The sequence below is a fragment of the Lentzea sp. NPDC004789 genome (assembly GCF_053601075.1).
On sequence record NZ_JBSGBE010000001.1, the window covers coordinates 228,830 to 254,312 of the forward strand.

Annotated in this window: 25 protein-coding genes; 9 read left to right on the plus strand and 16 right to left on the minus strand. The window is 69.2% G+C overall.

From position 1 onward, the window contains the following. Window positions 1-2: 2 nt before the first annotated feature. The gene (locus ACWEIJ_RS01035) at window positions 3-728 is read left to right on the plus strand and encodes an NAD-dependent epimerase/dehydratase family protein (RefSeq protein WP_449835170.1); all 726 of its coding nucleotides are present in this window, start codon (window positions 3-5) and stop codon (window positions 726-728) included. On the opposite strand, the gene pruA is transcribed toward ACWEIJ_RS01035, so the two are convergent. After that, window positions 725-2,353: an L-glutamate gamma-semialdehyde dehydrogenase gene (pruA, locus tag ACWEIJ_RS01040; RefSeq protein WP_449835171.1), complete on the minus strand. Its 1,629-nt coding sequence runs from the start codon at window positions 2,351-2,353 to the stop codon at window positions 725-727. The genes ACWEIJ_RS01035 and pruA overlap by 4 nt on opposite strands. 36 nt (window positions 2,354-2,389) lie before the next feature. Between pruA and ACWEIJ_RS01045 the strand changes: the two genes are divergently transcribed. Further along, window positions 2,390-2,776, plus strand: coding sequence for a VOC family protein (locus tag ACWEIJ_RS01045; protein WP_355445178.1), 387 nt, complete (start codon window positions 2,390-2,392; stop codon window positions 2,774-2,776). On the opposite strand, the gene ACWEIJ_RS01050 is transcribed toward ACWEIJ_RS01045, so the two are convergent. Genes ACWEIJ_RS01050 through ACWEIJ_RS01065 form a run of 4 tightly spaced genes read right to left on the minus strand, consistent with a single transcriptional unit; the run spans window position 2,777 to window position 5,791 of the window. After that, window positions 2,777-3,196, minus strand: coding sequence for a nitroreductase family deazaflavin-dependent oxidoreductase (locus tag ACWEIJ_RS01050; protein WP_449835172.1), 420 nt, complete (start codon window positions 3,194-3,196; stop codon window positions 2,777-2,779). Between the two features lie 37 nt (window positions 3,197-3,233). Next, entirely contained in the window at window positions 3,234-3,725 is a 492-nt protein-coding gene (locus ACWEIJ_RS01055; RefSeq protein ID WP_449835173.1) for a DUF6912 family protein, read from the minus strand. Further along, the gene (locus ACWEIJ_RS01060; RefSeq protein WP_449835174.1) at window positions 3,722-5,116 is read right to left on the minus strand and encodes a WS/DGAT/MGAT family O-acyltransferase; all 1,395 of its coding nucleotides are present in this window, start codon (window positions 5,114-5,116) and stop codon (window positions 3,722-3,724) included. The genes ACWEIJ_RS01055 and ACWEIJ_RS01060 overlap by 4 nt, the downstream gene beginning before the upstream one ends. A gap of 9 nt (window positions 5,117-5,125) precedes the next feature. Continuing rightward, a complete protein-coding gene (locus ACWEIJ_RS01065) occupies window positions 5,126-5,791 on the minus strand; it encodes a phosphotransferase (protein WP_449835175.1) in 666 nt (221 codons plus the stop codon). Window positions 5,792-5,897: 106 nt separating this feature from the next. Between ACWEIJ_RS01065 and ACWEIJ_RS01070 the strand changes: the two genes are divergently transcribed. Continuing rightward, window positions 5,898-6,656, plus strand: coding sequence for a TrmH family RNA methyltransferase (locus ACWEIJ_RS01070; RefSeq protein WP_449835176.1), 759 nt, complete (start codon window positions 5,898-5,900; stop codon window positions 6,654-6,656). Here ACWEIJ_RS01070 and ACWEIJ_RS01075 read toward each other — a convergent pair. Next, window positions 6,638-6,943: a hypothetical protein gene (locus ACWEIJ_RS01075; RefSeq protein ID WP_449835177.1), complete on the minus strand. Its 306-nt coding sequence runs from the start codon at window positions 6,941-6,943 to the stop codon at window positions 6,638-6,640. The two genes, ACWEIJ_RS01070 and ACWEIJ_RS01075, sit on opposite strands and share 19 nt — an antisense overlap. An 86-nt stretch (window positions 6,944-7,029) precedes the next feature. Then, on the minus strand, window positions 7,030-7,434 hold the full coding sequence (locus ACWEIJ_RS01080) for an HAD-IA family hydrolase (protein ID WP_449835178.1): 405 nt from the start codon (window positions 7,432-7,434) through the stop codon (window positions 7,030-7,032). A gap of 68 nt (window positions 7,435-7,502) precedes the next feature. On the opposite strand from ACWEIJ_RS01080, the gene ACWEIJ_RS01085 reads away from it, so the two are divergent. Continuing rightward, on the plus strand, window positions 7,503-7,907 hold the full coding sequence (locus ACWEIJ_RS01085; RefSeq protein ID WP_449835179.1) for an Rv3235 family protein: 405 nt from the start codon (window positions 7,503-7,505) through the stop codon (window positions 7,905-7,907). A 174-nt stretch (window positions 7,908-8,081) separates the two neighbouring features. Here ACWEIJ_RS01085 and secA read toward each other — a convergent pair whose 3' ends face one another. Together secA and hpf are read right to left on the minus strand one after the other, a co-directional pair. After that, complete coding sequence (secA, locus tag ACWEIJ_RS01090) at window positions 8,082-11,018, minus strand: preprotein translocase subunit SecA (protein WP_449835180.1); 2,937 nt, start codon at window positions 11,016-11,018, stop codon at window positions 8,082-8,084. Window positions 11,019-11,359: 341 nt separating this feature from the next. Continuing rightward, a complete protein-coding gene (gene hpf, locus ACWEIJ_RS01095) occupies window positions 11,360-12,028 on the minus strand; it encodes a ribosome hibernation-promoting factor, HPF/YfiA family (RefSeq protein WP_355445148.1) in 669 nt (222 codons plus the stop codon). A gap of 988 nt (window positions 12,029-13,016) precedes the next feature. Between hpf and ACWEIJ_RS01100 the strand changes: the two genes are divergently transcribed. After that, entirely contained in the window at window positions 13,017-13,631 is a 615-nt protein-coding gene (locus ACWEIJ_RS01100; protein ID WP_449835181.1) for a ComF family protein, read from the plus strand. A 290-nt stretch (window positions 13,632-13,921) separates the two neighbouring features. Here ACWEIJ_RS01100 and ACWEIJ_RS01105 read toward each other — a convergent pair whose 3' ends face one another. From ACWEIJ_RS01105 to ACWEIJ_RS01125, 5 genes are all read right to left on the minus strand, one after another. Continuing rightward, a complete protein-coding gene (locus ACWEIJ_RS01105; protein WP_449835182.1) occupies window positions 13,922-15,658 on the minus strand; it encodes an LpqB family beta-propeller domain-containing protein in 1,737 nt (578 codons plus the stop codon). After that, entirely contained in the window at window positions 15,655-17,421 is a 1,767-nt protein-coding gene (gene mtrB, locus ACWEIJ_RS01110; RefSeq protein ID WP_449835183.1) for an MtrAB system histidine kinase MtrB, read from the minus strand. Before mtrB ends, ACWEIJ_RS01105 begins: the two co-directional genes overlap by 4 nt. A gap of 10 nt (window positions 17,422-17,431) precedes the next feature. Further along, window positions 17,432-18,109, minus strand: a complete 678-nt coding sequence (mtrA, locus tag ACWEIJ_RS01115; protein ID WP_030471262.1) for an MtrAB system response regulator MtrA — start codon at window positions 18,107-18,109, stop codon at window positions 17,432-17,434. A gap of 185 nt (window positions 18,110-18,294) precedes the next feature. Beyond that, window positions 18,295-19,125 (minus strand): SAM-dependent methyltransferase, encoded by an 831-nt coding sequence (locus tag ACWEIJ_RS01120; RefSeq protein WP_449835184.1) that lies wholly within the window; start codon window positions 19,123-19,125, stop codon window positions 18,295-18,297. Window positions 19,126-19,201: 76 nt separating this feature from the next. Then, window positions 19,202-19,846 (minus strand): dTMP kinase, encoded by a 645-nt coding sequence (locus ACWEIJ_RS01125; protein ID WP_449835185.1) that lies wholly within the window; start codon window positions 19,844-19,846, stop codon window positions 19,202-19,204. A gap of 133 nt (window positions 19,847-19,979) precedes the next feature. Between ACWEIJ_RS01125 and ACWEIJ_RS01130 the strand changes: the two genes are divergently transcribed. Next, window positions 19,980-20,948: a helix-turn-helix domain-containing protein gene (locus tag ACWEIJ_RS01130; protein ID WP_449835186.1), complete on the plus strand. Its 969-nt coding sequence runs from the start codon at window positions 19,980-19,982 to the stop codon at window positions 20,946-20,948. Between the two features lie 96 nt (window positions 20,949-21,044). Here ACWEIJ_RS01130 and ACWEIJ_RS01135 read toward each other — a convergent pair whose 3' ends face one another. Continuing rightward, window positions 21,045-23,015 carry a TerD family protein gene (locus tag ACWEIJ_RS01135; RefSeq protein WP_449835187.1) on the minus strand — a complete coding sequence of 657 codons (1,971 nt, stop codon included), beginning with the start codon at window positions 23,013-23,015 and terminating at the stop codon, window positions 21,045-21,047. Window positions 23,016-23,216: 201 nt separating this feature from the next. Here ACWEIJ_RS01135 and ACWEIJ_RS01140 point away from each other — a divergent pair, with 201 nt between their 5' ends. The 3 genes from ACWEIJ_RS01140 to ACWEIJ_RS01150 are packed head-to-tail and all read left to right on the plus strand — an operon-like array spanning window position 23,217 to window position 25,002. Beyond that, window positions 23,217-23,945, plus strand: coding sequence for a dienelactone hydrolase family protein (locus ACWEIJ_RS01140; RefSeq protein WP_449835188.1), 729 nt, complete (start codon window positions 23,217-23,219; stop codon window positions 23,943-23,945). Window positions 23,946-23,999: 54 nt separating this feature from the next. Further along, window positions 24,000-24,854, plus strand: coding sequence for a helix-turn-helix domain-containing protein (locus tag ACWEIJ_RS01145; RefSeq protein WP_449835189.1), 855 nt, complete (start codon window positions 24,000-24,002; stop codon window positions 24,852-24,854). Next, a complete protein-coding gene (locus tag ACWEIJ_RS01150; protein WP_449835190.1) occupies window positions 24,829-25,002 on the plus strand; it encodes a DUF397 domain-containing protein in 174 nt (57 codons plus the stop codon). Before ACWEIJ_RS01145 ends, ACWEIJ_RS01150 begins: the two co-directional genes overlap by 26 nt. Here the strand turns inward: ACWEIJ_RS01150 and ACWEIJ_RS01155 are convergent. After that, window positions 24,986-25,435, minus strand: coding sequence for a hypothetical protein (locus ACWEIJ_RS01155; RefSeq protein ID WP_449835191.1), 450 nt, complete (start codon window positions 25,433-25,435; stop codon window positions 24,986-24,988). The genes ACWEIJ_RS01150 and ACWEIJ_RS01155 overlap by 17 nt on opposite strands. Window positions 25,436-25,483: the final 48 nt, after the last annotated feature.

Genomic DNA, 25,483 nt, shown 5'->3' on the forward strand with positions numbered 1-25,483 from the left:
TCATGAAGGTATTCGTGATCGGTGCGACGGGTGTGCTCGGACGGGAAGCGGTGCCGCTGTTGCAGACCGCCGGACACGAGGTCGGGGTGCTGGACCGGCGCACCACCTCGTTGTTCGACGTCGAGCAACTCACGAAGGCGCTGACGGGCCACGACGCCGTCATCAACCTCGCCACCCGCATCCCGCTCAGCGCGAAGGCGGTCTTCGCGAGCGCCTGGGCGGACAACGACCGCATCCGCACCGAGGGCAGCGCCGCGCTGGTGGAGGCGGCCCAACGCGCGCGCGTCGAGCGGATCGTGCAGGAGGGCATCTCGTTCGTCTACGCGGACGGCGGCGACCGCGAGCTGGACGAGAACGCACCGATCGAGCCGGTCGGGCACATCGCCAGTTCGGTCGTGGCGCAGGAGAACGTGCTCAGGCACCCCGGCGGGGTGTTCCTGCGGATCGGGCTGCTGATGGGCGGCGCGGCGCAGGCACCGCCGGTGCTCGTGGGCGACGGGTGGATGTCGGTCGTACACCCCGGCGACGCGGCGGCCGCTGCCGTCGCGGTGCTGCACGCGCCTCCCGGCATCTACAACGTCGGTTCGCCGATCCTCAAACGAGAGCTGGGGATCACCCGGCTGCCGAGGTTCACGAGCAGGCTGGCGGCCTCCTTCGAGGTGTTCGGCCGGTCGCAACGGGTGGTGAGCACGAAGCTGACCGAAGCGACCGGCTGGAAACCCCGCTAACCCATGTGCGGATAGGTGTGGTCCGTCGGCGGCACCAGCGTTTCCTTGATGGCGCGTGGGCTCGTCCACCGTTGCAGGTTGTAGATCGAGCCCGCCTTGTCGTTGGTGCCGGAACCGCGCGAGCCGCCGAACGGCTGCTGGCCGACGACCGCGCCGGTCGGCTTGTCGTTGACGTAGAAGTTGCCCGCCGCGAACCGCAACGCCTTGTGCGCCTGCGCAACGGCTTCACGATCGCGTGCGAAGACGGCGCCGGTCAGCGCGTACGGCGTGGAGCTGTCGATGGTCTGCATGATGTCCGGGAAGTCCGCGTCCTCGTAGACGTGCACGGCGAGGATGGGCCCGAAGTACTCCGTCGTGAAGATGTCGTGGTGCGGGTCGGTGCCGAGCAGCACGGTCGGGTCGACGAAGTAGCCCACCGAGTCGTCGCACGTGCCGCCCGCCAGCACCTCCACCGAGGTGGACGCGGACGCCATCAGCAGCGCGTCCTCGTGCTTGGCGAACGCGCGGTGGTCGATCACCGCGCCACCGAACGCCGACAGGTCCGTGACATCGCCGTAGGACAAGGACTTCGTGACGTCGAGCAGCCGTTCACGCACCTCGCTCTCCCACAGCGAACGCGCGACGTAGGCGCGTGACGCCGCGCTGCACTTCTGGCCCTGGTACTCGAAAGCACCGCGGACCAGGCCGGTGACGAGCGCCTGCGGATCGGCGGAGGCGTGCGCCAGCACGAAGTCCTTGCCGCCGGTCTCGCCGACCACGCGCGGGTAGGCGCGGTAGTGGTCGAGGTTGGCCGCCATGGTCTGCCACAGCGCCTTGAACGTGCGCGTGGAACCGGTGAAGTGCAGGCCCGCGAAGAACCTGTCCCGCAAAGCCACCTCGCTCACCGCGCGGCCGTCACCGGTGACGAGGTTGATCACGCCCGGCGGCAGACCGGCCTCCTCCAGCAACCGCATGGTGAAGTGCGCGGCGAGCTGCTGCGTCGGGGACGGCTTCCACAGCACGGTGTTGCCCATCAGGGCGGGCGCGAGCGGCAGGTTGCCGGCGATGGCGGTGAAGTTGAACGGCGTGATCGCCACGACGAAGCCGTCGAGCGGGCGGTGGTCCATCCGGTTCCACACGCCGGGGCTGCTGACCGGCTGCTCGGCGAGGATCCGGCGGCCGAAGTGGACGTTGAAGCGCAGGAAGTCGATCAGCTCGCACGCTGAGTCGATCTCGGCCTGCTGCACGGACTTCGACTGCCCGAGGATCGTGGCGGCGTTCAGGGTGTCGCGCCACGGCCCGGCGAGCAGGTCGGCCGCCCGCAGCAGCACCGCGGCGCGTTCGTCGAACGGCAGCTCCTGCCAGCCGGGGGCGGCGTGCTGGGCGGCTCGCATGGCCTCCGCGACGTCGGAGTTGGTCGCCTGCGCCGTCACGCCGAGCACGTGCCGGTGGTCGTGCGGCTGAACGACGTCGACTCGGTCACCGCCGGCCATCCGCTGCCGACCACCGATGGTCATGGTGAGTTCGTGGGTGACGCCCTCGAGTTCCGCGATGCGCTGCTGGAGGCTCGCGCGTTCGGCGCTACCTGGAGCGTAGGTGTGCACCGGCTCGTTGACCGGTTCGGGTGCAGACGTTACGGCGTCCATTCCCCCATCGTGGCACGCGGTAGTAGGGTCCGTCGGGTGGCGCGGGTGACTGGGATCGGTGGCGTTTTCCTGCGTTCCAGAGATCCGGTGCGCCTGGCTGCCTGGTACCGCGACAACCTGGGCGTACCGATGAGCGAAAAGGGCACCGTCACCTTCCACTGGCTCGACACGGCCACGCCCGAACAGCCCGGCACGACGACGATGGCGTTGTTCGCGCAGGACACCGAGTACATCGGCGAACCGCATCAGCGCGCGATGCTGAACCTGCGCGTGGACGACCTGCCGTCGTTGATGGCCAAGCTGAAGGCACGCGGGGTCGAGGTGTTACCGGACACCGAGGACTCGGAGTTCGGGCGGTTCGGGTGGTGCGTGGACCCCGAGGGCAACCGGATCGAGCTCTGGGAGCCCGCGGAGGGCATGTAGCTACGCGCGGGTGAGCTCCAGGACCGGGATGGTGCGGATACCGGCGGTCTTCTCCGCGTACTCGGCGAAACCGGGGTACCGGCTCGCCTGCTGGTCGTAACGCTCGTCGCGTTCGGCACCGGTGAGCTCACGGACGTTGACGGCATAGGTGTCGGTGCCGCGCTCGACGGTGGCCTGACCTGACGCGACGAGGTTGTGGTACCAGTCGGGGTGCTGCGGGGCGCCGCCCTTGGAGGCGAAGACGTAGATGACGTCGTCGTCGGTCTCGTGCGGCAGGTACATCATCGGGGCGATGTTCTCCTTGCCGCTGCGCCGGCCGCGGTGGTGGACCAGCACGATCGGGGCTCCGGCGAACGGGCCGCCGACCCGCCCCTCGTTCGCCCGGAACTCTTCGATGACCTGGGCGTTGAAGTCGCTCACGGGTTGTCCTGTTCTCCTGCTCGGGCCGGGATCCGGCCTACATCAGTTCCAGCACGAACGCGAGCTCCTGCGGCGCGTACCAGGCCAGCTCGTGGTCCTCGGCGCTGCCCAGGGTGAACTCGGCGTCCGGGTCGCCCATGTCCGCGGCGTCCACGACCTCCGCCGCCGCGCGCACGTCCTCCTCGGCCTCCGAGGTGTCGAGGTGCACCGACGCGACGGCCTTCATCGTCACCGAACCGGCGACCTTCACCACCGAGTGGTCGAGGTCCGGACGCAGCGTGACGTCGTCCATGTCGACCGCGATCACCGCGCGGCGCGGCTCCGCCTTCTCCTCGCCCGCCAGCAGGCGCAGCGACGCCCGTGCGGCGTCGAGCATCGCGGCGTACTCGAGCTCCTCGGTGTCGCCCGCCGCGTACGACTCGCGCAACGCGGGCGTCAGCGCGAAGGCGGTGCCGCCGATCGGAGCCAGTTCGCCGCTGTCGACGAACGTGCGGAGCATCGGCACCGTGGCCGGGATGTAGACCCTCATGACGCGCTCGCCGTACCCATCAGTTCCTCCACCGACTCCTCGACCATGGTCGCGAGAACGTCCACATCGGACATGGCGTCGCGGTCGCCGTTCAGCCCGAAGTACACACCGCCGTCGTACGACGTCACCCCGATGGCCAGCGCCTGGTTCTTGGCGAGCGGGACGACCGGGAAGATCTCGGTCATTCTCGCGCCCGCCGCGTACAGCGGCACCTGCGGGCCGGGAACGTTCGTCACGATCACGTTGAACAGCCGGCGGCTGAACGAGCTCGCCGCCCGCGCGCCGAGTGCGTGCAGCGTCGGCGGCGCGAAGCCGGAGACCTTCACCAGCGCGTCGGCGGCGACGGACTGGCCGGATTCCTTGTGCGCGCGCATGGCGTGCGACACGTGGTGCAGCCGCACGACCGGGTTCGGTTCGCCGACCGGCAGATCAACGAGGTAGGCGCTCACGTTGTTGCCCGAGTCCGGGTCCGCCTCGCGGACCGACAGCGGCGCCATCGCGCGGATCGTGGTGCTGCCGGTGACGATCTCGCCCCGGCTGAGCAGCCAGTTGCGCAGCGCTCCGGACAGGGCCGCGAGCACCACGTCGTTGACGGTGCCGCCGTGCGCCTTGCGGATGGCGCGCAGGTCGTCGAGCTGAGCGCGCGCGACGGAGAACCGGCGCTGCGGCGACGTGATGCGGACGTTCAGCGGGCTGCCGGGCGCGGGCGTCGCGGCGGTGCGGACGGCGGCGGCCACGGCACCGAACGCGTTGAACACCTTCTCGACCGTGGCGACCGTGTCGAGCGCGGCGCTGCGGACGTTCTCCACGAGCTCGCCGGGGCTGTGCACGATGTCGGTGACCGCGTCGGCCACGAGCTGCAGCGAGCTCGGTTCCGGTTGCGGCATCCAGAGGTTCTCGACGTTGGTCCGCGGCGACGGCGACACGTCCAGCATGACCTGGCCGATCTCCAGCGACGCGATGCCGTCGATCATGGCCTGGTGGGTCTTGGTGATGACCGCGGTCTGGTTCTTCGCGAGACCCTCGACGAGGTAGATCTCCCACAGCGGGCGGGAGTGGTCGAGCGGGCGGGACATCAGGCGCGCGACCAGGTCGTGCAGCTGCGCGTCGTTGCCCGGCTTGGGCAGGGCGCTTCGGCGGACGTGGTAGGTGACGTCGAAGTCCGGGTCGTCGACCCAGACCGGGCGCGCGATGCGTCCCGGGACGTGCACGACCTTCTGCCGGTAGCGCGGCACGAGGCTCAGACGTTGCTCGATCAGGTCGACGAGCTTGTCGTAGTCGAAGCCCGCCTTGGGCCTGCGGAACACCGCGACACCACCGACGTGCATCGGCGTCGTGGAGTCCTCCAGGTACAGGAACGAGGCGTCCAGCGCTGACAGTCGGTCCGGCATGCCGCCAGCCTAGTGGCGTTTGCGGTCCATGAGCTTTTGAAGTGCGGCACGTTCGACGGGGTCGCGGTCGTGGCGCTCCAGCCGGATGCGCGCGGCCTCCGGGATCGCTTCGAGCGCCCTCGGGTCCACGTTGGCCATGAACGACCGGAGGAACCGCCACCGCGTGAGCTTCTTGACCGGCGCGAGGCGCGCGACGGCGAGCGAGACCCAGCTGAGCGCGACGTCGAGCCTGCGGTCGCCCTTGGTGGCGCTCGCCCAGTCCAGGACCACGGGACCTTCCGGGCCGAGCACGACGTTGCCGGGGTGCAGGTCGAGGTGCAGGAGGCGGCCCTCACCGCTGAGGAAGTCGGGGGCCTGGATCGCGTCCAGGCGGTGGTGCAGGTCTGCCAGCTGGGTGCCGAGGCTGCCGGCGAGCCACGGCCGGCGGCCGATCTCCTGGGACATCCGCGGACCGGGCACGTACTGCATGACGAGCTCTTCCTCGGTGGCCTCGTGCACGCGCGGGACGGGAATGCCGTGGCCGCTCAGGTACCGCATCATCTCGGCCTCGCGCCGCAGGTCACGGCCGGTGCGCGTGCGTTTGACCAGCAAGCCGTCGGACCGGATGAACACGTCCGAGTCCTGACCGCTCGCGAGATGTTGACGTTGCGCGACGCTGCGCATACCTGCCGTCATGTGACGATCATCATGCATATGATCCAAAGCACAAGGGCCGAACGGCTCTAGTCGCACTCTTCACCCGTTTGAGCCTGCGGTGCCCGCTTCTGTCACCCTTTTGCTCGTGGAGATCTCGCCCAAGGACCGCTTCGTCACCGTCTACGGCCGCAAGCCAGTGCTGGAGGCACTGGACGACCCGGCGCTCTCGGTGGACAAGGTGGTGCTCGCCGACACGGCCCGCGGCCCGGCGGCACGCGAGATCCTCGACGCGGCCCGCTCGCGCGGGGTGTCCGTCCAGCGCGCCACCGCACAGCGCGTGAAGGTGCTGGCGGGCAACGGAAAGCAGGACCAGGGCGTGCTCGCCGACGTGGTGGCGCCCCGCATGAAGCCCCTTGCCCTGGCGCTGGAAGAGGGCGGGCTGCGGTCCGTGCTGGTGCTCGACGGCATCACCACGCCCGCGAACGTCGGCATGATCCTGCGCACCGCGACCGCCGCGGGCATCGACGGCATCGTGGTGCCGCGCCGAGGCGTCGCGTCGATCGACCCCCTGGTGGTGAAGGCCTCCGCCGGGGTGGCTTTCCGCGCGCCCGTGCTGCGCTGCGGCACCGCGGCGGAGGCCTCGGCTTTGTTGCGCTCCGCGGGGTTCCCGCTTTACGCGTTGGACTCCCACGCTTCCGACACGCTGTATTCCGCGTCTTTCGACCGCCGCGCCGCTTTCGTGCTGGGCAGCGAAACCTCCGGAATCACCGACGACGTGCGCCCGCACATCACGTCGTGGATCTCGATCCCGATGGCGGCCGGTGTGGAATCCCTGAACGTGGCCTCAGCGGCGGCCGTGCTCTGCTTCGAACTGGTGCGCCGCGCTCAGAGCCAGCGGACGTGATAATCGTTGATCTGCGGGTTCCCGAGCAATGACGTGCATTCGGCGAACGAGGACTCACCCCTGACCCGGCCGACCGTGCCGTACTGGTCCCAGTAGAACCCCAGCCCGTTGGAACAGTGCGCGACCGCCTGGAACCTGCTCGGCGCGCCGTGGTCGCAGAACACCTCGACACTGCGCCCGTTGCGCTGGTACTCGTCGTAACAATCGCGCGGCCCCTGCGCCTGCGCAGGTGTCGCAATTGCCGTGGCTGCAATGGCGGCTGCAACACAAGCGACAATTCTTCGCATTTCCAACCCCTATGCATTCGACTGCTTGCCCAATCGACATTAGTGCGCGCACCGAATACCGGGCAATTACGCCGCGGGGTGAACCTCTAATCGCGGAGTGCGATCGCTAGCAGGATTTCCAGCTCCTCGAGGGTGGACTCGGTCGACCGATGGTGGACACCGACCATGCCCGCCTCCGCCGCACCCCTGACGTTGATCGCGAGGTCGTCGACGAACACGCACTCGCCGGGTTCGAGATCGAGTTTGGTCGCGGTGAGCAGGTAGATCTCCGGGTCCGGCTTCGCCAGCCCGACCTCGCCGGAGATGACCGCGGCGTCGAAGAGGTCCTGCCACGGCGGCTGCCACCAGCCGTCCGCGTTGGACAGCAGGGCGGTCTTCAGGCCGTGCTGCTTGGCCTTCCTGAGGGCGGTGAGCAACGGAGGTTCCTTCGCGTTGTTCTCGCCGGGGTCGGTCAGGACGCCGCCGTAGTCGAGCACCAGAGCTTTGAGCACCCCTGGGACGGTACCCACTTTCGAGTGGTGCGTGTCCTGATGCGGCCCGGTGCGTCGCCTGGTTCGGCATGCCCCCAGTCGTTCGCCGTCTGCCTGCCTATGAGCCGCCTGTCGGCGCGGCCTTCGTGCCGCGACCTCGCCCGCGGCCGGTTTGGGTGCCGGTGCCGGAGCCTCCGCCGCCCGCGTTGGACGCTGCCCGGTTGATCTGGGTGGTGTTGGAGGTGCTGGACTCGCGGCGACCGGCGCGGGTGTTGCGCGAGGTCGCGGTGCCCGCGTTGGTCGCTCGGCTGGGACGGCTGGTTCGGGTGCGGACCACTCGGTTGGTTCGGGCGCCTCGGGTTTGCCATCCCTCCCGGTTCGTGGCCGAGATGTCGGTGACGGTTCGGAGGGACGGGCGGGTGATGGCCGTTGCGGCTCGGGCCGAGCATCGGGGTGGGCGGTGGTGGTTGACCGTGTTCTCCGTGCTGGAGTGATTTCGGATTTGATCGACGGACTTCGGTTGTGCTTGCCGCCCGGCATCTGCCGTCGACACCAAAACGCGACCCGGCTGGTGCGCCGCGCGTTCCGTCCGCCCCACCGTTCCCCGAAAGCCGCGTGGGCCGCGCTCCCGGAGGAACGCGGCCCACGTGTCGGTCGACTGCGAAAGGTCAGCGACGCTTGCGGTCCTTGGCGGCCTGACGGGCCGCCTCGCGGCGCTCCTTGCGGGTGCCGCCCTGCTGGGATCCGCCGCCGGCGGCCTCGCCGTGCTGCTCGACGCCGCCGTCTTCGGCCGGGCCGCTGTAGCTCAGGTGCTGCTCACCGGGGCCGCCGAGGCCCTTGCCGCGCAGGGCGGGCGGGATGGCGTTGCCGCTGGACAGCTGCGCCATGGCCGGACCTGCGGGGGCCTGCGACTGCTGCTGCGCCTGCTGCTGGGCGGCCGCTGCGGCGCGGGCTCGGGCGCGGGCTCCGCCGCCGTTGCCGGAGACCTGCGGGAGGGTCTGCGGGGCCGCGCTCAGGGTCACCGGGACCTCGGGCTCGGCCGGTTCCGGCTCGGCGGCCTCGACCTGGAGGTTGAAGAGGAAGCCGACGGTCTCCTCCTTCAACGCGTCGAGCATCGCGTTGAACATGTCGAAGCCCTCGCGCTGGTACTCGATGAGGGGATCGCGCTGCGCCATGGCGCGCAGGCCGATGCCCTCCTTCAAGTAGTCCATCTCGTACAGGTGCTCGCGCCACTTGCGGTCCAGAACGGACAGCAGGACGCGGCGCTCCAGTTCGCGGGTGGCGCCTTCGCCGACTCGGCCGTCGATGTCGGCCTCGCGGGCGCGGTAGGCCTTCAGGGCGTCCTCGACGAGCAGCTCGCGCAGGTACTCGCGGGTGATGTCCTCATCGGACTCGAGGAGTTCCTTGAAGTCCACCGAGACCGGGTAGAGGGTCTTGAGGGCGGTCGAGAGCTTCTCGAAGTCCCAGTCCTCGGCGTAGCCGTCGGCGGTGGCGCCGTTGACGTACTCCTCGACGACGCTGACGATCATGTGCTCGACCTGCTCGCGCAGGTCCTCGCCCGCGAGGACGCGGTGGCGCTCGGCGTAGATCACCGTGCGCTGGCGGTTCATGACCTCGTCGTACTTGAGGACGTTCTTGCGGATCTCGAAGTTCTGCTGCTCGACCTGGGTCTGCGCGCTGCGGATGGCGCGGGTGACCATCTTGTGCTCGATCGGCACGTCGTCCGGCACGTTCAGGCGCGTCATGACCATCTCGACCATGGACGCGTTGAAGCGGCGCATCAGCTCGTCCTGCAGCGACAGGTAGAAGCGCGACTCACCGGGGTCGCCCTGACGGCCGGTGCGGCCGCGGAGCTGGTTGTCGATGCGACGCGACTCGTGGCGCTCGGTGCCGAGCACGTAGAGGCCGCCGACCTCGCGGACCTCGTCGGCCTCCGCCTTGCCCTGGGTCGTCAGCTCCTCGACGACCTTCGACCACTCGCGCTCGTACTCCTCCGGCGTCTCCACCGGGTCGAGCCCGCGCTCGCGCAGCTCGTGGTCCGCCAGGATGTCCGGGTTGCCGCCCAGCACGATGTCGGTACCGCGACCGGCCATGTTCGTCGCGACCGTGACGGCGCCCTTGCGGCCCGCCTTCGCGATGATCAACGCCTCGCGCTCGTGGTGCTTCGCGTTCAGGACCTCGTGCGGGATGCCCTTGCGCACCAACAGCTTCGACAGGTACTCGGAGCGCTCGACGCTCGTCGTGCCGACCAGGACCGGCTGGCCCTTCTCGTGCTTCTCGGCGATGTCCTCGGCGACGGCCTCGAACTTCGCCTCCTCGCTCTTGTAGACGAGGTCGGGCTGGTCCTTGCGCTGCGGCGGGCGGTTCGTCGGGATCGGGACGACGCCCAGCTTGTAGGTCTGGTGGAACTCGGCCGCCTCGGTCTCGGCGGTACCGGTCATGCCGCCGAGCTTCTCGTACAGGCGGAAGTAGTTCTGCAGGGTGATCGTGGCGAGAGTCTGGTTCTCCGCCTTGATCTCCACGCCTTCCTTGGCCTCGATGGCCTGGTGCATGCCCTCGTTGTAGCGGCGGCCGGCGAGCACACGGCCCGTGAACTCGTCGACGATCATGACTTCACCGTTGCGGACGATGTAGTCCTTGTCGCGGTTGTAGAGCTCCTTCGCCTTGAGGGCGTTGTTCAGGTAGCCCACCAACGGCGTGTTCGCCGCCTCGTACAGGTTGTCGATGCCGAGCTGGTCCTCGATGAACTCCACACCGAGCTCGGTGACGGCGATCGTGCGCTTCTTCTCGTCGTACTGGTAGTGGTACGACTTCGACTTCTCCTCGACGACCTCGAGGCGCTCCTTCTGGGAGAGCTGCGTGACGTCGATGCCGCGCATCCGCGGGGCGAGGCGGGCGAACTCCGTGTACCAGCGCGCCGACTGCTCGGCCGGGCCGGAGATGATCAGCGGCGTGCGGGCCTCGTCGATGAGGATCGAGTCGACCTCGTCGACGATCGCGTAGTAGTGGCCGCGCTGCACGCACTCGTCCAGGCTCCACGCCATGTTGTCGCGCAGGTAGTCGAAGCCGAACTCGTTGTTCGTGCCGTAGGTGATGTCCGAGTTGTACGCCACGCGGCGCTGCTCGGGCGTCATCTCGGAGAGGATCGCGCCGACGGACATGCCGAGGAAGCGGTGCACGCGGCCCATCCAGTCCGCGTCGCGCTTGGCCAGGTAGTCGTTCGTGGTGATGACGTGGACGCCCTTGCCGGCGATGGCGTTGAGGTACACGGGCATGACCGAGGTCAGCGTCTTGCCCTCACCGGTGCGCATCTCGGAGATCTGGCCGAGGTGCAGCGCGGCGCCACCCATCAGCTGCACGTCGTAGGGGCGCTGGCCCAGGGTGCGCTTCGCGGCCTCGCGGGCCACGGCGAACGCCTCCGGCAGCAGCTCGTCGAGCGACTCGCCCTCGGCGTGGCGCTTCCTGAACTCGTCGGTTTTGGCGCGCAACTCGGCGTCGGAGAGGTCGACCACGTCATCTTCGAGCCCGTTGATGGCGTTTGCGATGTTGCGGAGGCGCTTGAGCATCTTGCCCTCGCCGGAGCGGAGCAGTCGGGACAGCACCATCTGGATAGACCTCATCACCTGTATCGCGGCGCGCCCACGTCGGACGCCTTTCCCCTGCCCATCGTAGGCAAGTCGCCAAGATGTGCGCACAGACACAGGCGGATTGGGCCCCGCGACCTGGTATACGCAGGTCAGGTGCCTCCGCAGGACGTGCCGCCACCTCGGCTACTGGTGTGGAGAACGCATGAGGCCCGCGTAAAGGTTCCTGGTCGGGCGAGATTCACCTTCACGGTGAACGCCGAGGCGCGGGATGGGGCCGGGTGGCGGTAGACGCACGCCGCCGCCCCGCACGCGAGGGGTGCGGGGCGGCGGCGGTCGAAGGTGGGTTTGTGTTTACCGGGTCAGGCCAGCCTGATCACGCCGTAGTCGAACCCCTTCCGGCGGTAGACGACGCTCGGGCGCCCGCTGTCGGTGTCGGCGAACAGGTAGAAGTCGTGTCCGACCAGTTCCATCTCGTAGAGGGCCTGGTCGACGGTCATCGGTTTGGCGGCGTGCTCCTTTTCGCGTACGACGCGTCCGGGCAACTTGTCGTCGAGGCCGTCGTCCCACCGCTGCGCGGGCACTTCCGCCATGCCCTCGTAGTCGGCCTCGGGTGCGTCGAGCACCGCGGTCTTCGCGCGGCGTGACGTCATGGTTTCGCCAGCGGCGGAGGGATCCCCCAGTCCGCTTGTCGCTTCGGCCACCGAGATCGGGGCGCGTGCCCCGTGGTGGACTCGCCTGCGGTCGTGTGACCGGCGCAGGCGGTTCTCGAGCTTTGCGACCGCAGAATCGAGCGCGGCGTAGAAGTCACCCGCGCAGGCTTCGGAACGGACCACGGGTCCACGTCCCTTGCCGGTGATTTCGACCCGCTGGCAGTTCTTCGACTGTCGGCGGTTCGGCTCGTGGAAAAGCTCCACGTCGAAGCGGATGACCTTGCGGTCGTAGCGCTCAAGCCGGGCCAGCTTTTCGGCGACGTGCACCCTGTAGTGATCGGGCACCTCGACGTTGCGGCCCTTAACGACGATGTCCATACACGACCTCCCTCGCTTTGCTGCGAGCTTTGGCTGGACTGATTCAGCGCGCCGTGGCGATCTTGGATCGCGGATTGTGTCGCAGAGGGTCGTCCTCCGCAGCTCTCACGGCGCCAGGGTCATGGGCTGTTCGCCTCCTCCCCGCGGGCCGGGAACGCTGATAGCGGTGCACGTTAGCTTGGGATTCACCGTCGCGTAAGCCCCCTTGCCGGGGGAACGACGAGATTTTTCGGTGACTACGCAGCGCGACGACAGCGCGTTGCCAGTCATGTCCCGAGCGTGCCACGAACCCTGCTCACCGGCATCTCGCTCACCCGTACGGCTCAGCCCGGAACCGGCACTCGACGGCAGCATCGCTGCGTCGAACGGGTCCAGTCGCGGCCTCATACCCAGCCAACGGGCGACCCCCGCGTCATGTTCCCGAAACCTCGAAGAGATCGATTCCGATCCGCGAACTGGGGCCGAAGCGCACTTCTTGCGACCGAACTGATCGGCGCCGATGACCGATCACGACCCAGTCACGCCCGCCTGAACGGGGGATTTCGCCCAATGCCGGACAAGGCCGTTGATCACCGACACGACCGGACACCACGGTATTTCCAGGAATAACCGCTGGTCAGCTCCGCATGTGAATAGTCGTTAACTCCGACCGGCCACGCGGGTGGCCGCTGAGCACCGGTCCGACCTGCCGACGGAGGACGCCCCGTGCACCACCGGCCCGCCAGTTGAGACGACGGACTTGCGGACGCCTCAGTTCTGAAACACGGGGTCAACAGACTCTGCCGCGAACGGGTCGAAACGAGTTCCGGATCTTGGGACGTCGTCACAGAACTCGCAGCGAGCTGGGCCGATGCGTCCACCCTGGACCCAACGGTGATCGACAACCCAACCAGAACTTCACCCTTGTGGGCGGTGCCGAAAGTCCCCCGCGGCAGGCCCAGCACCGCGACCGCGATTTTCTGTCAGACCCCGTCGCCATCCTTGTCCCATGACCGCACTCGACCTGCTCCTGCCACCCGCCTGCGCCGGCTGCGACCGACCCGGCACCGCCTGCTGCGCCACCTGCCTCGACACCTTCGGTCCGCCGGCCCGGCTCCAGGTCCCCGGCGTCGGGCCGCCGGTGTGGACGCTGGCCGCCTATCACGGCCCCGCGAGGGAACTCGTGCTCGCCTTCAAGGAACGCGGCGCACGGGCGCTGGCGGCCTGGTTCGGCGCCCTCGTCGCGGCGGCGTTGGTCGCCGTGGGTCCCCGGCCGTGGACGCTCGTCCCCGCACCGTCCCGCCGCAGCGCCGCCCGCGACAGGGGCGGCGACCACATGCTGGGAGTCGCGCGGGCCGTCCACATCGCGACCGCGGCCCAGATCCTGCGGCTCGCGCCCGGCGTGAGCGACTCGGTGGGGCTGAGCGCCGCCGAACGAAGGCGCAACCTCGCGGGCCGGGTCCTGGTCGACGGCAGACCGCCGCCGGGCACCACCGTGCTGCTCGACGACGTGATCACCACGGGTGCGACGGCAGCGGCCTGTGTCGGTGCTCTGCGCCGGGCGGGGGTGCGCACGCACGCCGTGCTGGCGCTGACGTCGGCCCGGCCGAATCCGCCCGGGTAGCGGGGCCGGCGAGCGGTGTGGCGCGGCCTGGGCTGCGTGGCAGCTGTCCGGGGCCATGACGTAGGTCGCCGAGCCTGCCCACGCCGGTGATCTGGCTCGGCAACGAGCCACGCGACTCCCCGGGCGAGGCGGTACGCGGGCATCAGGTAACCCGCCGCACCCCGCCCGAAGACGCGGTCGACGTCTGCGCGGGTGATCTGCCTCGGTACAACCCGCCAACCCGCGCACACGACGAACAACACGGCGCCCGCCCGGCGACCTGGCCCGGCACGACCGCGAGCCCGTCCCGGTCAGCCCGGGTAGAACACCAGCGAACCGGGCGACACCCGGATCGAGCTCGACTTCCACACGTCGGTGATGTCCGACGCCGACCACAGGCCCGAGGGGTCGATCACCTGCACCTGACGAGCAGGCGCCGCCGCCACCGAAGCCACCGGCACGGTGAGGTTCGACTGGCTGTAGCGGTCGAGCCGGAACCCGTCGGTGTAGACCTTGGTGACCGGCAGCGAGGGCAGTGAGGAGGCCACGACCAGCACGTCCGGGGCCAGCCAGTCGATGGACTGCACCGAGGAGCCCAGCACCGACTGCTGGATGGGGCGGGGTGCGCGCAGCGCGACGTCCTCGTTGTTGCGCACGACGGAGGCGACGAAGAGGGTTCCGCCGATCACCAGCGCCGCGCGGGTGCCGTCGCGGGACAGGCGGAGGTCGCTGATCGAACCGTACTGCGACAGGCCGCTGAAGTTGACTCCCTTGGCCGTCCAGCTGCCGTTGTCGGCTCGGGTCACGCGGTTCACGACGGAGCCGTTGGCCACCGTCCACACCTCGGTGCCCGGCTCCTTCGGGCCGCTGGACAGCAGCCACGTGGGTCTGGTGAGCGTGGTCGCCTGGAGGTCCACTTGGGACAACTCCTGTTCGAGCTCTCCCACGCGCAGACGCATGCCGCCGCCCTCGCGGGAGACCACGGCGAGTCTCGACCCGTCGAGGGACTGTGCCGCGCTCACCGCGCCGTACGCGCCGCTGCCCGCTGGGCCCTTGATCGGGTTGCCGTCGGGCAGCGACTTGATCGCCCCGTCCGTCACGAACATGCCCTGGAGGTTCGCGTTCAGCGCCAGCAACGGCTCGCCCGCGGTCGCCGACACGTCGGACGGCCGGTAGTCCCGCTGGTCCGGCAGGATCTGCTGGCCGTCGACGAGCACGCGCACCCGCGAGGTCGTGACGCCGGAGTACGACTTCACGACCTGCGCCACGATCTGCTTGCGCTTCTCGGGCGTCAGGTCCTTGCCCACCTTGGTGAGGTTGACCTCCAGCGCCCCGTCGTCGGCTTCCTTGGTCTCCGAGTACGTGTCGGTGTCCGGGCTGAGCGCGCTCACCAGCGTGTCCCGCAGGGTGTCGCCGGGGCCCTTGATCAGCAGTTCGGTGACGCGCGTGGGGATGCTCGTCGCGGGCGGCACCACCACGTAGCGCGGGTCCGGCACCAGGACGGTGAACTCGGGGTTGTAGAAGTAGAGCGTCACCCGGCGGTAGTTGTCGTTGAAGACGTTCAGCGGCAGGTAGACGGCCGACGGCGCGGCCGAGATGCGCCACTGGTTGTCGCTGTTGCGCTCCAGCTTCACCGACTCGTTGAGGTCGCCGACCTCCGGCACGAACGCGTTGTCACCGCCGAGGCGGCCGATCTTCTTGCTCTGCAGCAGCACGTACTGCGTCTTGTCCTGCGGCGACTGGGGCGTCGGCACCGTCTTGAAGTCCGACTCGATGATGATCGGGTTCTTGGTGTTCCAGTTCTTGTTGGCCTCCGGCGTCATGTACGCGCGGGCGGCCGCGTAGTCGCTGTGCGGGTCCGAGGTCGCGTCGATGAAGTCGCGCACGAGCATGAGCGGGTCGATGTCGCGCGGCGGTTCCGGTGCCGAGAACGTCTTGGTGGTCTTGTTGTCCTTCGGCCCGATCGGCTTCGGCTGGGTGTTCGTCGGGATCGCCGCACACGCGGTGACGGTCATGAGGACGAGCAACAGCAACGCGAGCCGCTTCACCGCACTTCCTCCGAAACCTCTGACTGCGCACTGGGCTTCTCAACGGGTGTCCCGTCGACGGGCTCGGCGGGCTGCCAGGTGATCTCCTCCGGCGTCAGCTCGACCTCTTCCGGCTCGTCGGCCACCGGCGGTTCGTCGACCACCACGACGGGGGCGAGCGCGATCGCGGGCGCGAGCGGCAGCGGGCTCTCCCGCACCTCCTCGCCGTGCCGGCGCGGCAGGGTCAGCCGGAACACGGCGCCGTGGCCGGGCTCGCCCCACGCCTCCAGCCAGCCGCCGTGCAGGCGCGCGTCCTCCAGCGAGATCGACAGGCCCAGGCCGGTGCCACCGGTGCGGCGGTTGCGCGACGGGTCGGCGCGCCAGAAGCGGCTGAACACCAGCTCGGCCTCGCCCTGCCGCAGCCCGACGCCGTGGTCCCGCACGGTGATCGCGACGGCGTCGTCGTTGCCGCGCATGGTCAGCTCGACCGGCTGGCCCTCGCCGTGGTCGATGGCGTTGGCGAGCAGGTTGCGCAGAATCCGTTCCACGCGGCGGGAATCCAGCTCGGCCACCAGCTCCGAGTCCGGCAGGTCCAGCACGACCGGCGAACCGGCGCTCGACGAGATCGCGCGCACCGAGTCGTGCGCGCGGCGCGCGAGCACGCGGATGTCGACCTGCTCGGCGGTGAGCTCCTCGACGCCGGCGTCCAGCCGCGAGATCTCCAGCAGGTCGCCCAGCAGCGACTCGAACCGGTCCAGCTCGTCGACCAGCAGCTCGGTCGAGCGGGCGAGCCCGGCGGGGAACTGCTCGCGCGAGGCGTGCAGGACGTCCGCGGCCATGCGCACGGTCGTCAGCGGCGTGCGCAGCTCGTGCGAGACGTCCGAGGTGAACCGGCGCTGCAGCTGGCCGAACTCCTCCAGCTGCTTGAACTGGGCCTGGATCGACTCGGCCATCTCGTTGAACGACTCGGCCAGGCGTGCCACGTCGTCCTCGCCGACGACGTGCATGCGTTCGTGCAGAACGCCGTCCGCGAACCGTTCCGCGACCTCGGCGGCCTGCCGCACCGGCCGGACGACCTGGCGCGTCACGAGGTTCGCGATGAGCGCGAGCAGGATCAGCAGCACGATGCCGCCGACGGCGAGCGTCGACTGCACGACCTCGGCGGTGCGCTGCTCCGCGGTCAGCGGGAAGATCAGGTACAGCTGCATCGAGCGCGCGGACGTGCTGATCGGCAGACCCACGACGAAGAGCGTGGTCGGCGTGCCGTCGCGCTGCACCGTGTGGATCTGGGTGCCCTCGTCGCCGTTCTCGACCATGTCGCGCAGACCGCGCGGCACGTCCTCCAGCGGGCCGACGGCCGGCACCCGTCCGGCACCGGCCGACCCGAGCCCGTCGGCCAGGACGGGCTCGAACGCACCGGCTCCCGCCGTGGTGGCGTCCGTGCCGGAGCCACCGACGGCGAGCTTGTTGATGGCGCTCTGGAACCGCGTCTGCACGCTGTCCGGGCCGGGGTTGAGACCGACCAGATCGGACTGGATCAGGCTGCGCGAGGCCATCGCCTGGCGCACCGCGGCCTCGTCCTTGGTGTTCAGCAGCTGGTTGGTGATCTGCATCTGCAGGACCATGCCCAGCACGAACACCACTGCGGACGACAACGCGAGCGTGGACACGACAACGCGCAACTGCAGCGAACGACGCCACAGGTCACCGAATGCGGCCCACCGCTTGCGCCCCTCCTCGAGGAGGAACTGCGCCTTCGCGACGACCGGACGAACGAACTTCATACGCCACCTGTCACGGAGGGCCGGCCTTGTAGCCGACACCGCGGACAGTCAACACCACCTCGGGGTGCTCCGGGTCCCGTTCGACCTTGGAACGCAACCGCTGCACGTGCACGTTCACCAGGCGCGTGTCGGCGGCGTGGCGGTAACCCCACACCTGCTCCAGCAGCACCTCGCGGGTGAACACCTGGCGCGGCTTGCGGGCGAGCGCCACGAGGAGGTCGAACTCCAGCGGCGTGAGCTGGATCGGCCTGCCCTCGCGCAGCACCTCGTGGCCGGGGACGTCGATCGTGAGGTCGCCGATCTGCAGCACCTCGGACGGCTCGGCCTCGGTCCGGCGCAGGCGCGCCCGGATGCGGGCCACCAGCTCCTTGGGCTTGAACGGCTTCACCACGTAGTCGTCGGCGCCGGACTCGAGGCCCAGCACCACGTCGACCGTGTCGCTCTTGGCCGTGAGCATCACGATCGGCACGCCCGACTCGGACCTGATCGCCTTGCAGACGTCGATGCCGTTCATGCCCGGCAGCATCAGGTCGAGCAGCACGAGGTCGGGCTTGAGCTCGCGCAGCGCGGGCAGGGCACGGGCACCGTCGGCGACCACCGCGGTGTCGAAGCCCTCCCCGCGCAACACGATCGTCAGCATCTCCGCCAGGGCGGGGTCGTCATCGACGACGAGCACGCGTGCCTTCATGCTCAACATCGTCGCACTCCCGGTCGCGCGTTCGCGCACCACCCACGTTCCGTTGCCGCTGGTGGCGGTGTGCGGTCGTTCGGTAACCGGCCGGAACTGTCGCTCCACGTACCCCACCTCGCCCGATTCTGCCTGCTCGTCGCCGGAGTATCCGCGAGATGCTCACCTTTCGTTACCCGGTGTGGTCAGACGGTGTGGATCGCCGAGGCCAGCCAGATGCGCGCGTCACCCACCTGCGCCGGATCGGTGATCGCCGGCACCGGACGCCCGTGCCGCGCGGCGAGGTCGGCCGGGTGCGTCACCGAGGCGTGCCAGCCGTGGGCGGCCAGCCACTCGACCGGATCGTCCACGTCGGACCGCCAGCGGGCGTCCAGCGCGTCGAACCTCTCGTGCACGGCTCGCATCTGCGGCAGGTCGCGGAAGGCGCGGTTGACGTGTTCGAGCGCGAGGGTGCTGCCGCGGGTGGACAGCGCGCTCACCCAGTGCAGGACCAGATCGCCCACGTCCGGCGGCAGGAACATGAAGAGGCCCTCCAGCAACCACGCAGTGGGCCTGTTCGGGTCGAACCCCGCGTGGATCAACGCGGAGGCCCAGTCGTCCCGCAGGTCGCAGGGAACCGGGATCCGTTCGCACCGGGGCCGGGCGTGCAGGTCGTGCAGAGCGTCCTCCTTGAACTCGACCAGCTCGGGCAGGTCGAGCTCGAAGAGCGTGGTGCCCGGCGGCCACGGCAGCCGGAACGCCCTGGTGTCGAGGCCCGCCGCCATGATCACGACCTGGGGCTGGGCCGAGCTGAGGAGCTGGTCGTCGAAGTACCGGGTGCGCAGGACGAAGTGCTCGCCCGCGAGGGTCCGGACACCGTTCAGGTCGCTCGCGGAGCCGGCGGCCTGAACCAGGGCGGCGGCCAGCGGGTCGGTGAAGAGGGGGCGGAGATGACGTTGCTCGGTGGCGCGGGCGGCAGCGATCAGAACAGCCGTGCGGGCCACTCCGACCGGGGGGCGCTGCAGAACACGCTTCAAATTGTGATCTCCCGTTCACTCACAGTGACACACCGGAGCCACGATCGTGTCAATCGGTACGCACGTGAGCGACCACTCAAGGAGTGAAGATCGGTGCCAAAAGCGAAGAAAAGTTCACGTTTGACCGCCCGTCGATGACCTGCCAGGGGGCGAGCCAGTTGATTCTCGCCAGTCCGTCGTAGACGACACCGCACCTGGCCTGCAGCCCGCCGTCGGACTCGTAGATGTCGCGGGCGCGGGTGTCGTCGTCCTGCTCGCGCTTGGCCGCGCGCTCGGCCGCGACCTCGACGGGCACGCGGAGCAGCAGGTGCAGATCGGGAACGGGCAGGCCGAAGCGGTCGATCTCCAGCGCGCGCACCCACTCGACGAACTCGCCGTGCTCGTCCTGGTGCAGCCGCGCGGCGTTGTAGGCGGCGTTGGAGGCCACGTACCGGTCGAGCAGCACGACGTCGTGCTCCTCCAGGTCCTTGCGGATCTGGTCGGCGGCACCGCGCCGGTCCAGCGCGTACAGCACGGCCATGCCGTAGACCGAGTCGCTGAGGTCGCCGACCTCGCCGTAGAGGGCGTCGCGCACCAGGTCGGCGTGCACGCTGACCCCGTAGCGCGGGAACGCGTGGCTGGTCACGGTCCTGCCCTGAGCGTGCAACGCCTCGGTCAGGCCGTTCGCGAGCGTCCGCTTGCCGGCGCCGTCAAGGCCTTCGATCACCACGAGCTTTCCCACCCGGCGAACCCTAACGGCCACTCACATGGCCGCCACACATCCCCCACACGGGCGAAATCCGATCTTTCGATCACCAGAACGAGTGACTACGGTGAACAGTCACACGGCGCGTGTGTGAAGGGTAGGTGCCGCGGTGGCCGCGGATTCCGGGCACGCCGGATCGGTCGACGAGCCGATCGGTAACCCGACCGGGGGTCTGCCGACCCCTCTCGCCGAGACGCTCCGCTACGGGCCGTTCCACCGCGCCCTGCGCGAGGCGATCGCCCATCGGGGCCTCTCGCTCGCCCGGCTGCGTGCCCACCTCGAACAACTCGGGGTCCAAGTGGGCCAGTCGACGCTCTCCTACTGGCAACGCGGTCTGCGCCATCCCGAGGTCCCCCGCGCCATCAGCACGGTGCGCGCGCTGGAGTCCGTGTTGCGTCTGCCGCCATCGTCCTTGTTGGACCTGATCGGCCCGCGCACCGCCAACACCTACCTGCCGCGCCCGGTGGCGACCTGGCCGGAACCCGCGCCGCTGCTCGCGACGTTCGACTCGGTGCCGGAGGCCGCGCGGGGCAACGCCGACCTCGAAGTGCTGTCCGTGCACGACACCGTGCAGATCGGCATGCACCGCGAACAGCGCTCGATCACCACGCGGCTGGTCGTGCGGGCGGTCCGGCAGGGACCCGACCGGTACCTGGCGGTGCACCGCGGCGACGACGGCGCGTTGATCGAGAACGCGTTGGTGAGAGCCGGGGAAGGATGCCGGCAGGGGCGGCTGCGCCGGGAAAGCGCTTCCCGCAACCTGGCGGTGGAGATGCTCTTCGACCGGCGGCTCGCGGCCGGTGAGGAACACGTCTTCAGCTTCACCATCGTCGACGACACCGGCGGCGCCACGCCCGGCCACCACCGGACGTTCCGCGACGCGTGCTGCTCGTACCTCGTGCAGCTGTCGTTCCACCGGCGCGCGATGCCCGCGCGTTGCACCAAGCAGTTCCGCGCCTCGGCCGACGCGACGCCGGTCGACGTCGAGGAGCTGGTGTGCGGACTCGGCGGCGTGGTCAGCGCGTACTTCGGCGATGTCGGCCCCGGAATTGCCGGCATCGCCGTCGAGTGGTCCTGACGTTCGGTGCGAGGAGAGCGAGAGCGCTGATTCTTTACAGGAGTTGGCAGGAAGCTCTCTCATGGCCTCGCTCGTGTCACGTTAGCAGCGAAGCCCTCAATCCGACAGCAGGTTTGCCAGTTCCGCCACGGGTCCAATGTGGATGGACCGGCCACCCGGCGTGGCACCCTTGCGCTCGAACAGCTCCACGAGCCTGCGGACCGTGAAGTACTTGCGGTGCAACGCCGCCGCGGCGATCAGCTTGACCAGGTCGCGGTTCGCCTCGACCCGGTTGCCCCACGGCTCGCCGCGCAGGTAGAGGTGCAGCCACGTGCCGAACCAGAGGTCGCCCTGCCGTTCGAACATCACCGGCAGCGCTACCTTTCCCTTGCCGCGCATGGAAGAGCGGGCGCGCACGGTGCCCGGTTCGAACGGCTTGCCCATCTGGTCGAGGTCGCGCGTCATGAACCCGAACATCGACTCGGCGACCTCGTCGAACCTCTCCCCCGAGAAGATGTTCACCTGCGGCACGACGTACTTGGCGTCGATCGCGTCGCGGTGCAGGTCGAGGAACTCCGTCGCGCCGTCGGTGGCATCGGTGACGTCACCTGAGTGGACGACCCCACCGGCTTTCAGGTTCGTCCACGACACCTGCCCCTGGTACTCGAAGTTCTCGTTGAGCAGCAAGGCGGACAGGTCGTAGTCGGTGCACCTGGACGCCTGCCGCCAGTGCACGAAGAACCGCAGGACGTCGCCTTCGAGCCACAGCTTCGACCCGCGCGGCAGCACGCCGAAACCGTCCTCGGTGGCGGTGCCGGACACCGGCACGACGACGTCGAGCAGCTCGGGATCGACGGTCAGCGACGAGAAGTCCGGCAGCCTGCGCACCAGCTCGTCCTCGATGACCTCGACGATCGCGGTGGTGTCGATCGGCGGACGGGTGTCGTCGGCGATCCACACCTTGCGCGCGCGGTTCGCGAAAACCCTTGCGGTGTCGGGCTTTCCGCGGTTCGACAGGTGCTCCAGCACCGACACCAGCACGCGTCCGGACACGTCGGGCACCGCCACGCGGACAGCGTCGGCAACGCCAGAAGCGCCGCTGCGGACCAACCGGTCCACCTGGCGCAGCAGCATGCCGGGCGCCTTCGAGAGGATGCGCAACGCGAGATCGGGATCGTTGTCCGCGAACGCCAGCTCGACCTGGCCGGCGAACGACCGGGCGGTCTTCTCCTTGCGCGCCACGGCGAACACGTCCTGGGCGCGCTCGAACGGGTGCTCGTGCGGGTGCAGGCGCTCCCCCAGCCGCTTCCACGCCTCGCGGTGCTGACCCACGTCGCCGAACTTGCTCGCGTCCACCCCGTCGAGCGCGGCGAGCAGCGCCCGGCGCTCCGGCCTGCGGAACGACCGGAAGCGGGTCGGCTCGCGCAGCGTCACGTCGCCGCCGGAGGCTTCCGCGGCCAGGCGCAGGACGTCGGTGACGGTGTCGATGCCGGTCAACGGCCGCTGCGCGACGAGGCGGGCGGCGTTGAGGATCGCGCGGTTCTCCCTGGTGGGAACGGCTTCCGGCACGAGGTCGAGGCGCTGGGTCGCGAGTTCGCCCAACAGAGTCCGGTCGTCCTCGCCGAGCGGGATCGGGCTCGCCGCGAGCTCCAGGTAGAGGCGGGTGATCTCGTCGTCCAGGGTGCCGCCGAGGTGCAGGACGGTGACGCGGTCCTTCAGCGACGGGATCAGCTCGTCGTGCTCGGCCAGCATCTCCTCGTAGGTGTGCTGGACGCGACCGTAGCTGCGCAAGTGGAAGATGCACGCCAGCCAGTGGTCGAGGGTGCCCGGCACGTCGTGCGGGAAGCTCCTGAAGTACGGGTTGTGCTCGGCCCGCGCGCCGAGGAGTTCCTCGACCGCCCGGACGACCGTCTGGGCGTACTCGTCCGCGTCCGCGAGGCCCGTGACGTGTTCGAGCAGCTCGCGCGAGGCCTTGAACCCGGACCTGATCAGCGCGACGTCGAGCTGCCTGGCGGTCGTGCCGCCATCGCCCCGCGCGCCGTCCGACAGGGGCACGCGCAGGGTCTTCTTGATGATGGTCGTCCGCACCCGGTCAGTAAAACCCGCACGTCAACCGTAAAACGCTTGGGCGAGCGACGACCGCGGTGCTAGCTTTCCGGCGACCGTGCGAGAGACCGAGGAGGTGGTACCCGTGAACATTTCGACATGGGTGCTCCCCTGCGGGGTCACGGTCGGGCGATAGGTCGTCGTCCGGGAGCGCCGTTCACGAGCACTCCGAAAGGCACGACCATGCACTTCACTTCCGAACAACTCCTCGACGACGGTGTCCTCGAACGCAGGTTCACCCTCGGCGACATTCCCGGCATCCTGTGGACCCGCGGGTCCGAACCGGCCCCGCTGATCCTCATCGGCAACCAGGGCGGCCTGGACCGGATGTACCCCCGGCTCGCGGCCAGGGCGCGCGGCACCGTGGTGGAGGGCTACGCCGCGGCCACCATCGAGCTCCCCGGCAGCGGTGACCGGCCCCTCGACCCCGACGCCGAACAGGCCCGCGCCGACCTGCGCGCGGCGGTGCAGGCAGGTGAGCCGGTGTCCGACGAGATCGTCACGCGCCTCGTCCTGCCGCTGGTCGACAAGGCCGTGCCGGAGTCGCAGGCCGCCCTGGACGCGCTGCTGACGTTGCCCGAGATCAGCGACGGCCCGGTCGGCATCTCGGGCGGTGTGCTCGCCATCGGGTTGCGGCTGGCGGCGGTCGAGCCGCGCATCGGGGCCGCGGTGTTGTTCGCCGGGAGCTACGTGCCGCGCAGCATGTTCTCCGAGGCCAGGGAGGTCACCGTGCCGTTGCTGGTCCTGCTGCAGTGGGACGACGAGGGCAACGACCGGCAGATGGCGCTGGACCTGTTCGACGCCTTCGGATCCAAGGAGAAGACGTTGCACGCGAACATGGGCGGCCACACCGGCATCCCGGCGTTCGAGGGGCCTTACGCGAACCAGTTCTTCGCCAGGCACCTCAAATAACTCCACCCGTTCGGGCACGATGTTGTTCCGGCTCCATCACCTAACGTCGGGGCAATGAACGGCGATCCGTCGACTCCGTACAGCCGTGACCTGGGCGATGAACTGCGCCAGGTGCGGGAGCGCTACACGACTTTCCGCGGTCGGCGGATCGCCCGCATGCTCGGGTGGGATCCGGGCAAGGTCTCGAACATCGAGCACGGCAAGATCCGTGCCAGCGAGATCGACATCGTCCAGTACCTGGGGCGGTGCGGGCGCCCGCAGTCCTTCATCGAGGACTTCCTCAACCGGTACCGGTCGGCGTTCGACCACTACTTCGTGCAGGTCCCGGACAACCTGCGCACAGTGACGATGGCCGAGTCGAGCGCCGACAAAATCACCAGCTACAGCCTGACGACCATTCCTGGCTTGGTGCAGACCGAGGAATACGCGACGGCGCTCATCGAGGCCCGCGGAACGGTGAGCGTGGACGAGATCGAAGCATATGTCCGTTTCCGGATCGAGCGGCAGGCGATCCTCAGGCGGCCGAACCGCCCGCAGTGCACCTTCTACATCCACGAAAACGCACTGCGTCTCAAGGTCGGCAGTGATCAGGTCATGGAAGAGCAACTGATGAAGCTGCTCTTCCACACCCATGTCATCCGGATCGTGCCTTCGTCCTGTGGCGCCGCAGGAGTCTTCATGGCCCCCTACGTGCTGTGGGAGTACGAGAAGCGCAGCAGCGTCGCCTACACGGAGTCAGACCTCGCCCAGGTGTTCGTGCAGGACCTGCGCGGGATCAAGCACTGCAAGTCGATCTTCGCGCGCCTGGATGCGCTCGCTCTCGATGAGGGACAATCGCGATCGATGGTGGCGGACCTCGCCAGCCGATCGCGGGAGGACCTCAGTGGCCGGAAACTGCACCTGGCGTAAGAGCAGCTACAGCGGCGGCAACGCCGGCGACGAGTGCGTCGAGGTGGCGTTTGCCCAGGTCGTACGCGTGCGTGACTCCAAGAACGCGGCAGGCCCCGAGCTGAGGTTCAGCGTCGAGGCCTGGCAGGGGTTCATCGGAGCTCGGTAGGCAGCGGCAGGTCCAGCGCCGCGAGGAACTGCTTGGTCTTGAGCTCGACGAACACGTCGACGTCCTCGACGTCCTCTTCCTCGTCCAGCGTGAAGTCCTCCGGGTTCTCGTCCGACGCCAGGTAACCGAGGAGCTCGGCCTGCTTGGCGGTGACGTCACCGGAGTTCTGCAACGCCCACCACGCGGCCAGCCCCGCCGCCTCGCGCAGGACGTCGGTGGGGTCGGAGGCGTTGGGGTTCTCGAAGTAGGTGCGCGGCGTCAGGCCCAGGTAGGCGACGCCGGTGCCCGGACCGGCAGGCGCGTAGACGACCGAGGTGATGTCGCTGTCGTGGATGTCGATCCACAGCGACGGTTCGTCCAACGGCGGCAGCTCGCCCTCGGACAGCGTCTTCCACTGGCCGTGCTCGAACGCGTAAGTCCCGAAGAATCCCACGACGCACATGAAACAGGGGCCTCCCGCGACGCGCGCGGGAGGCCCCTG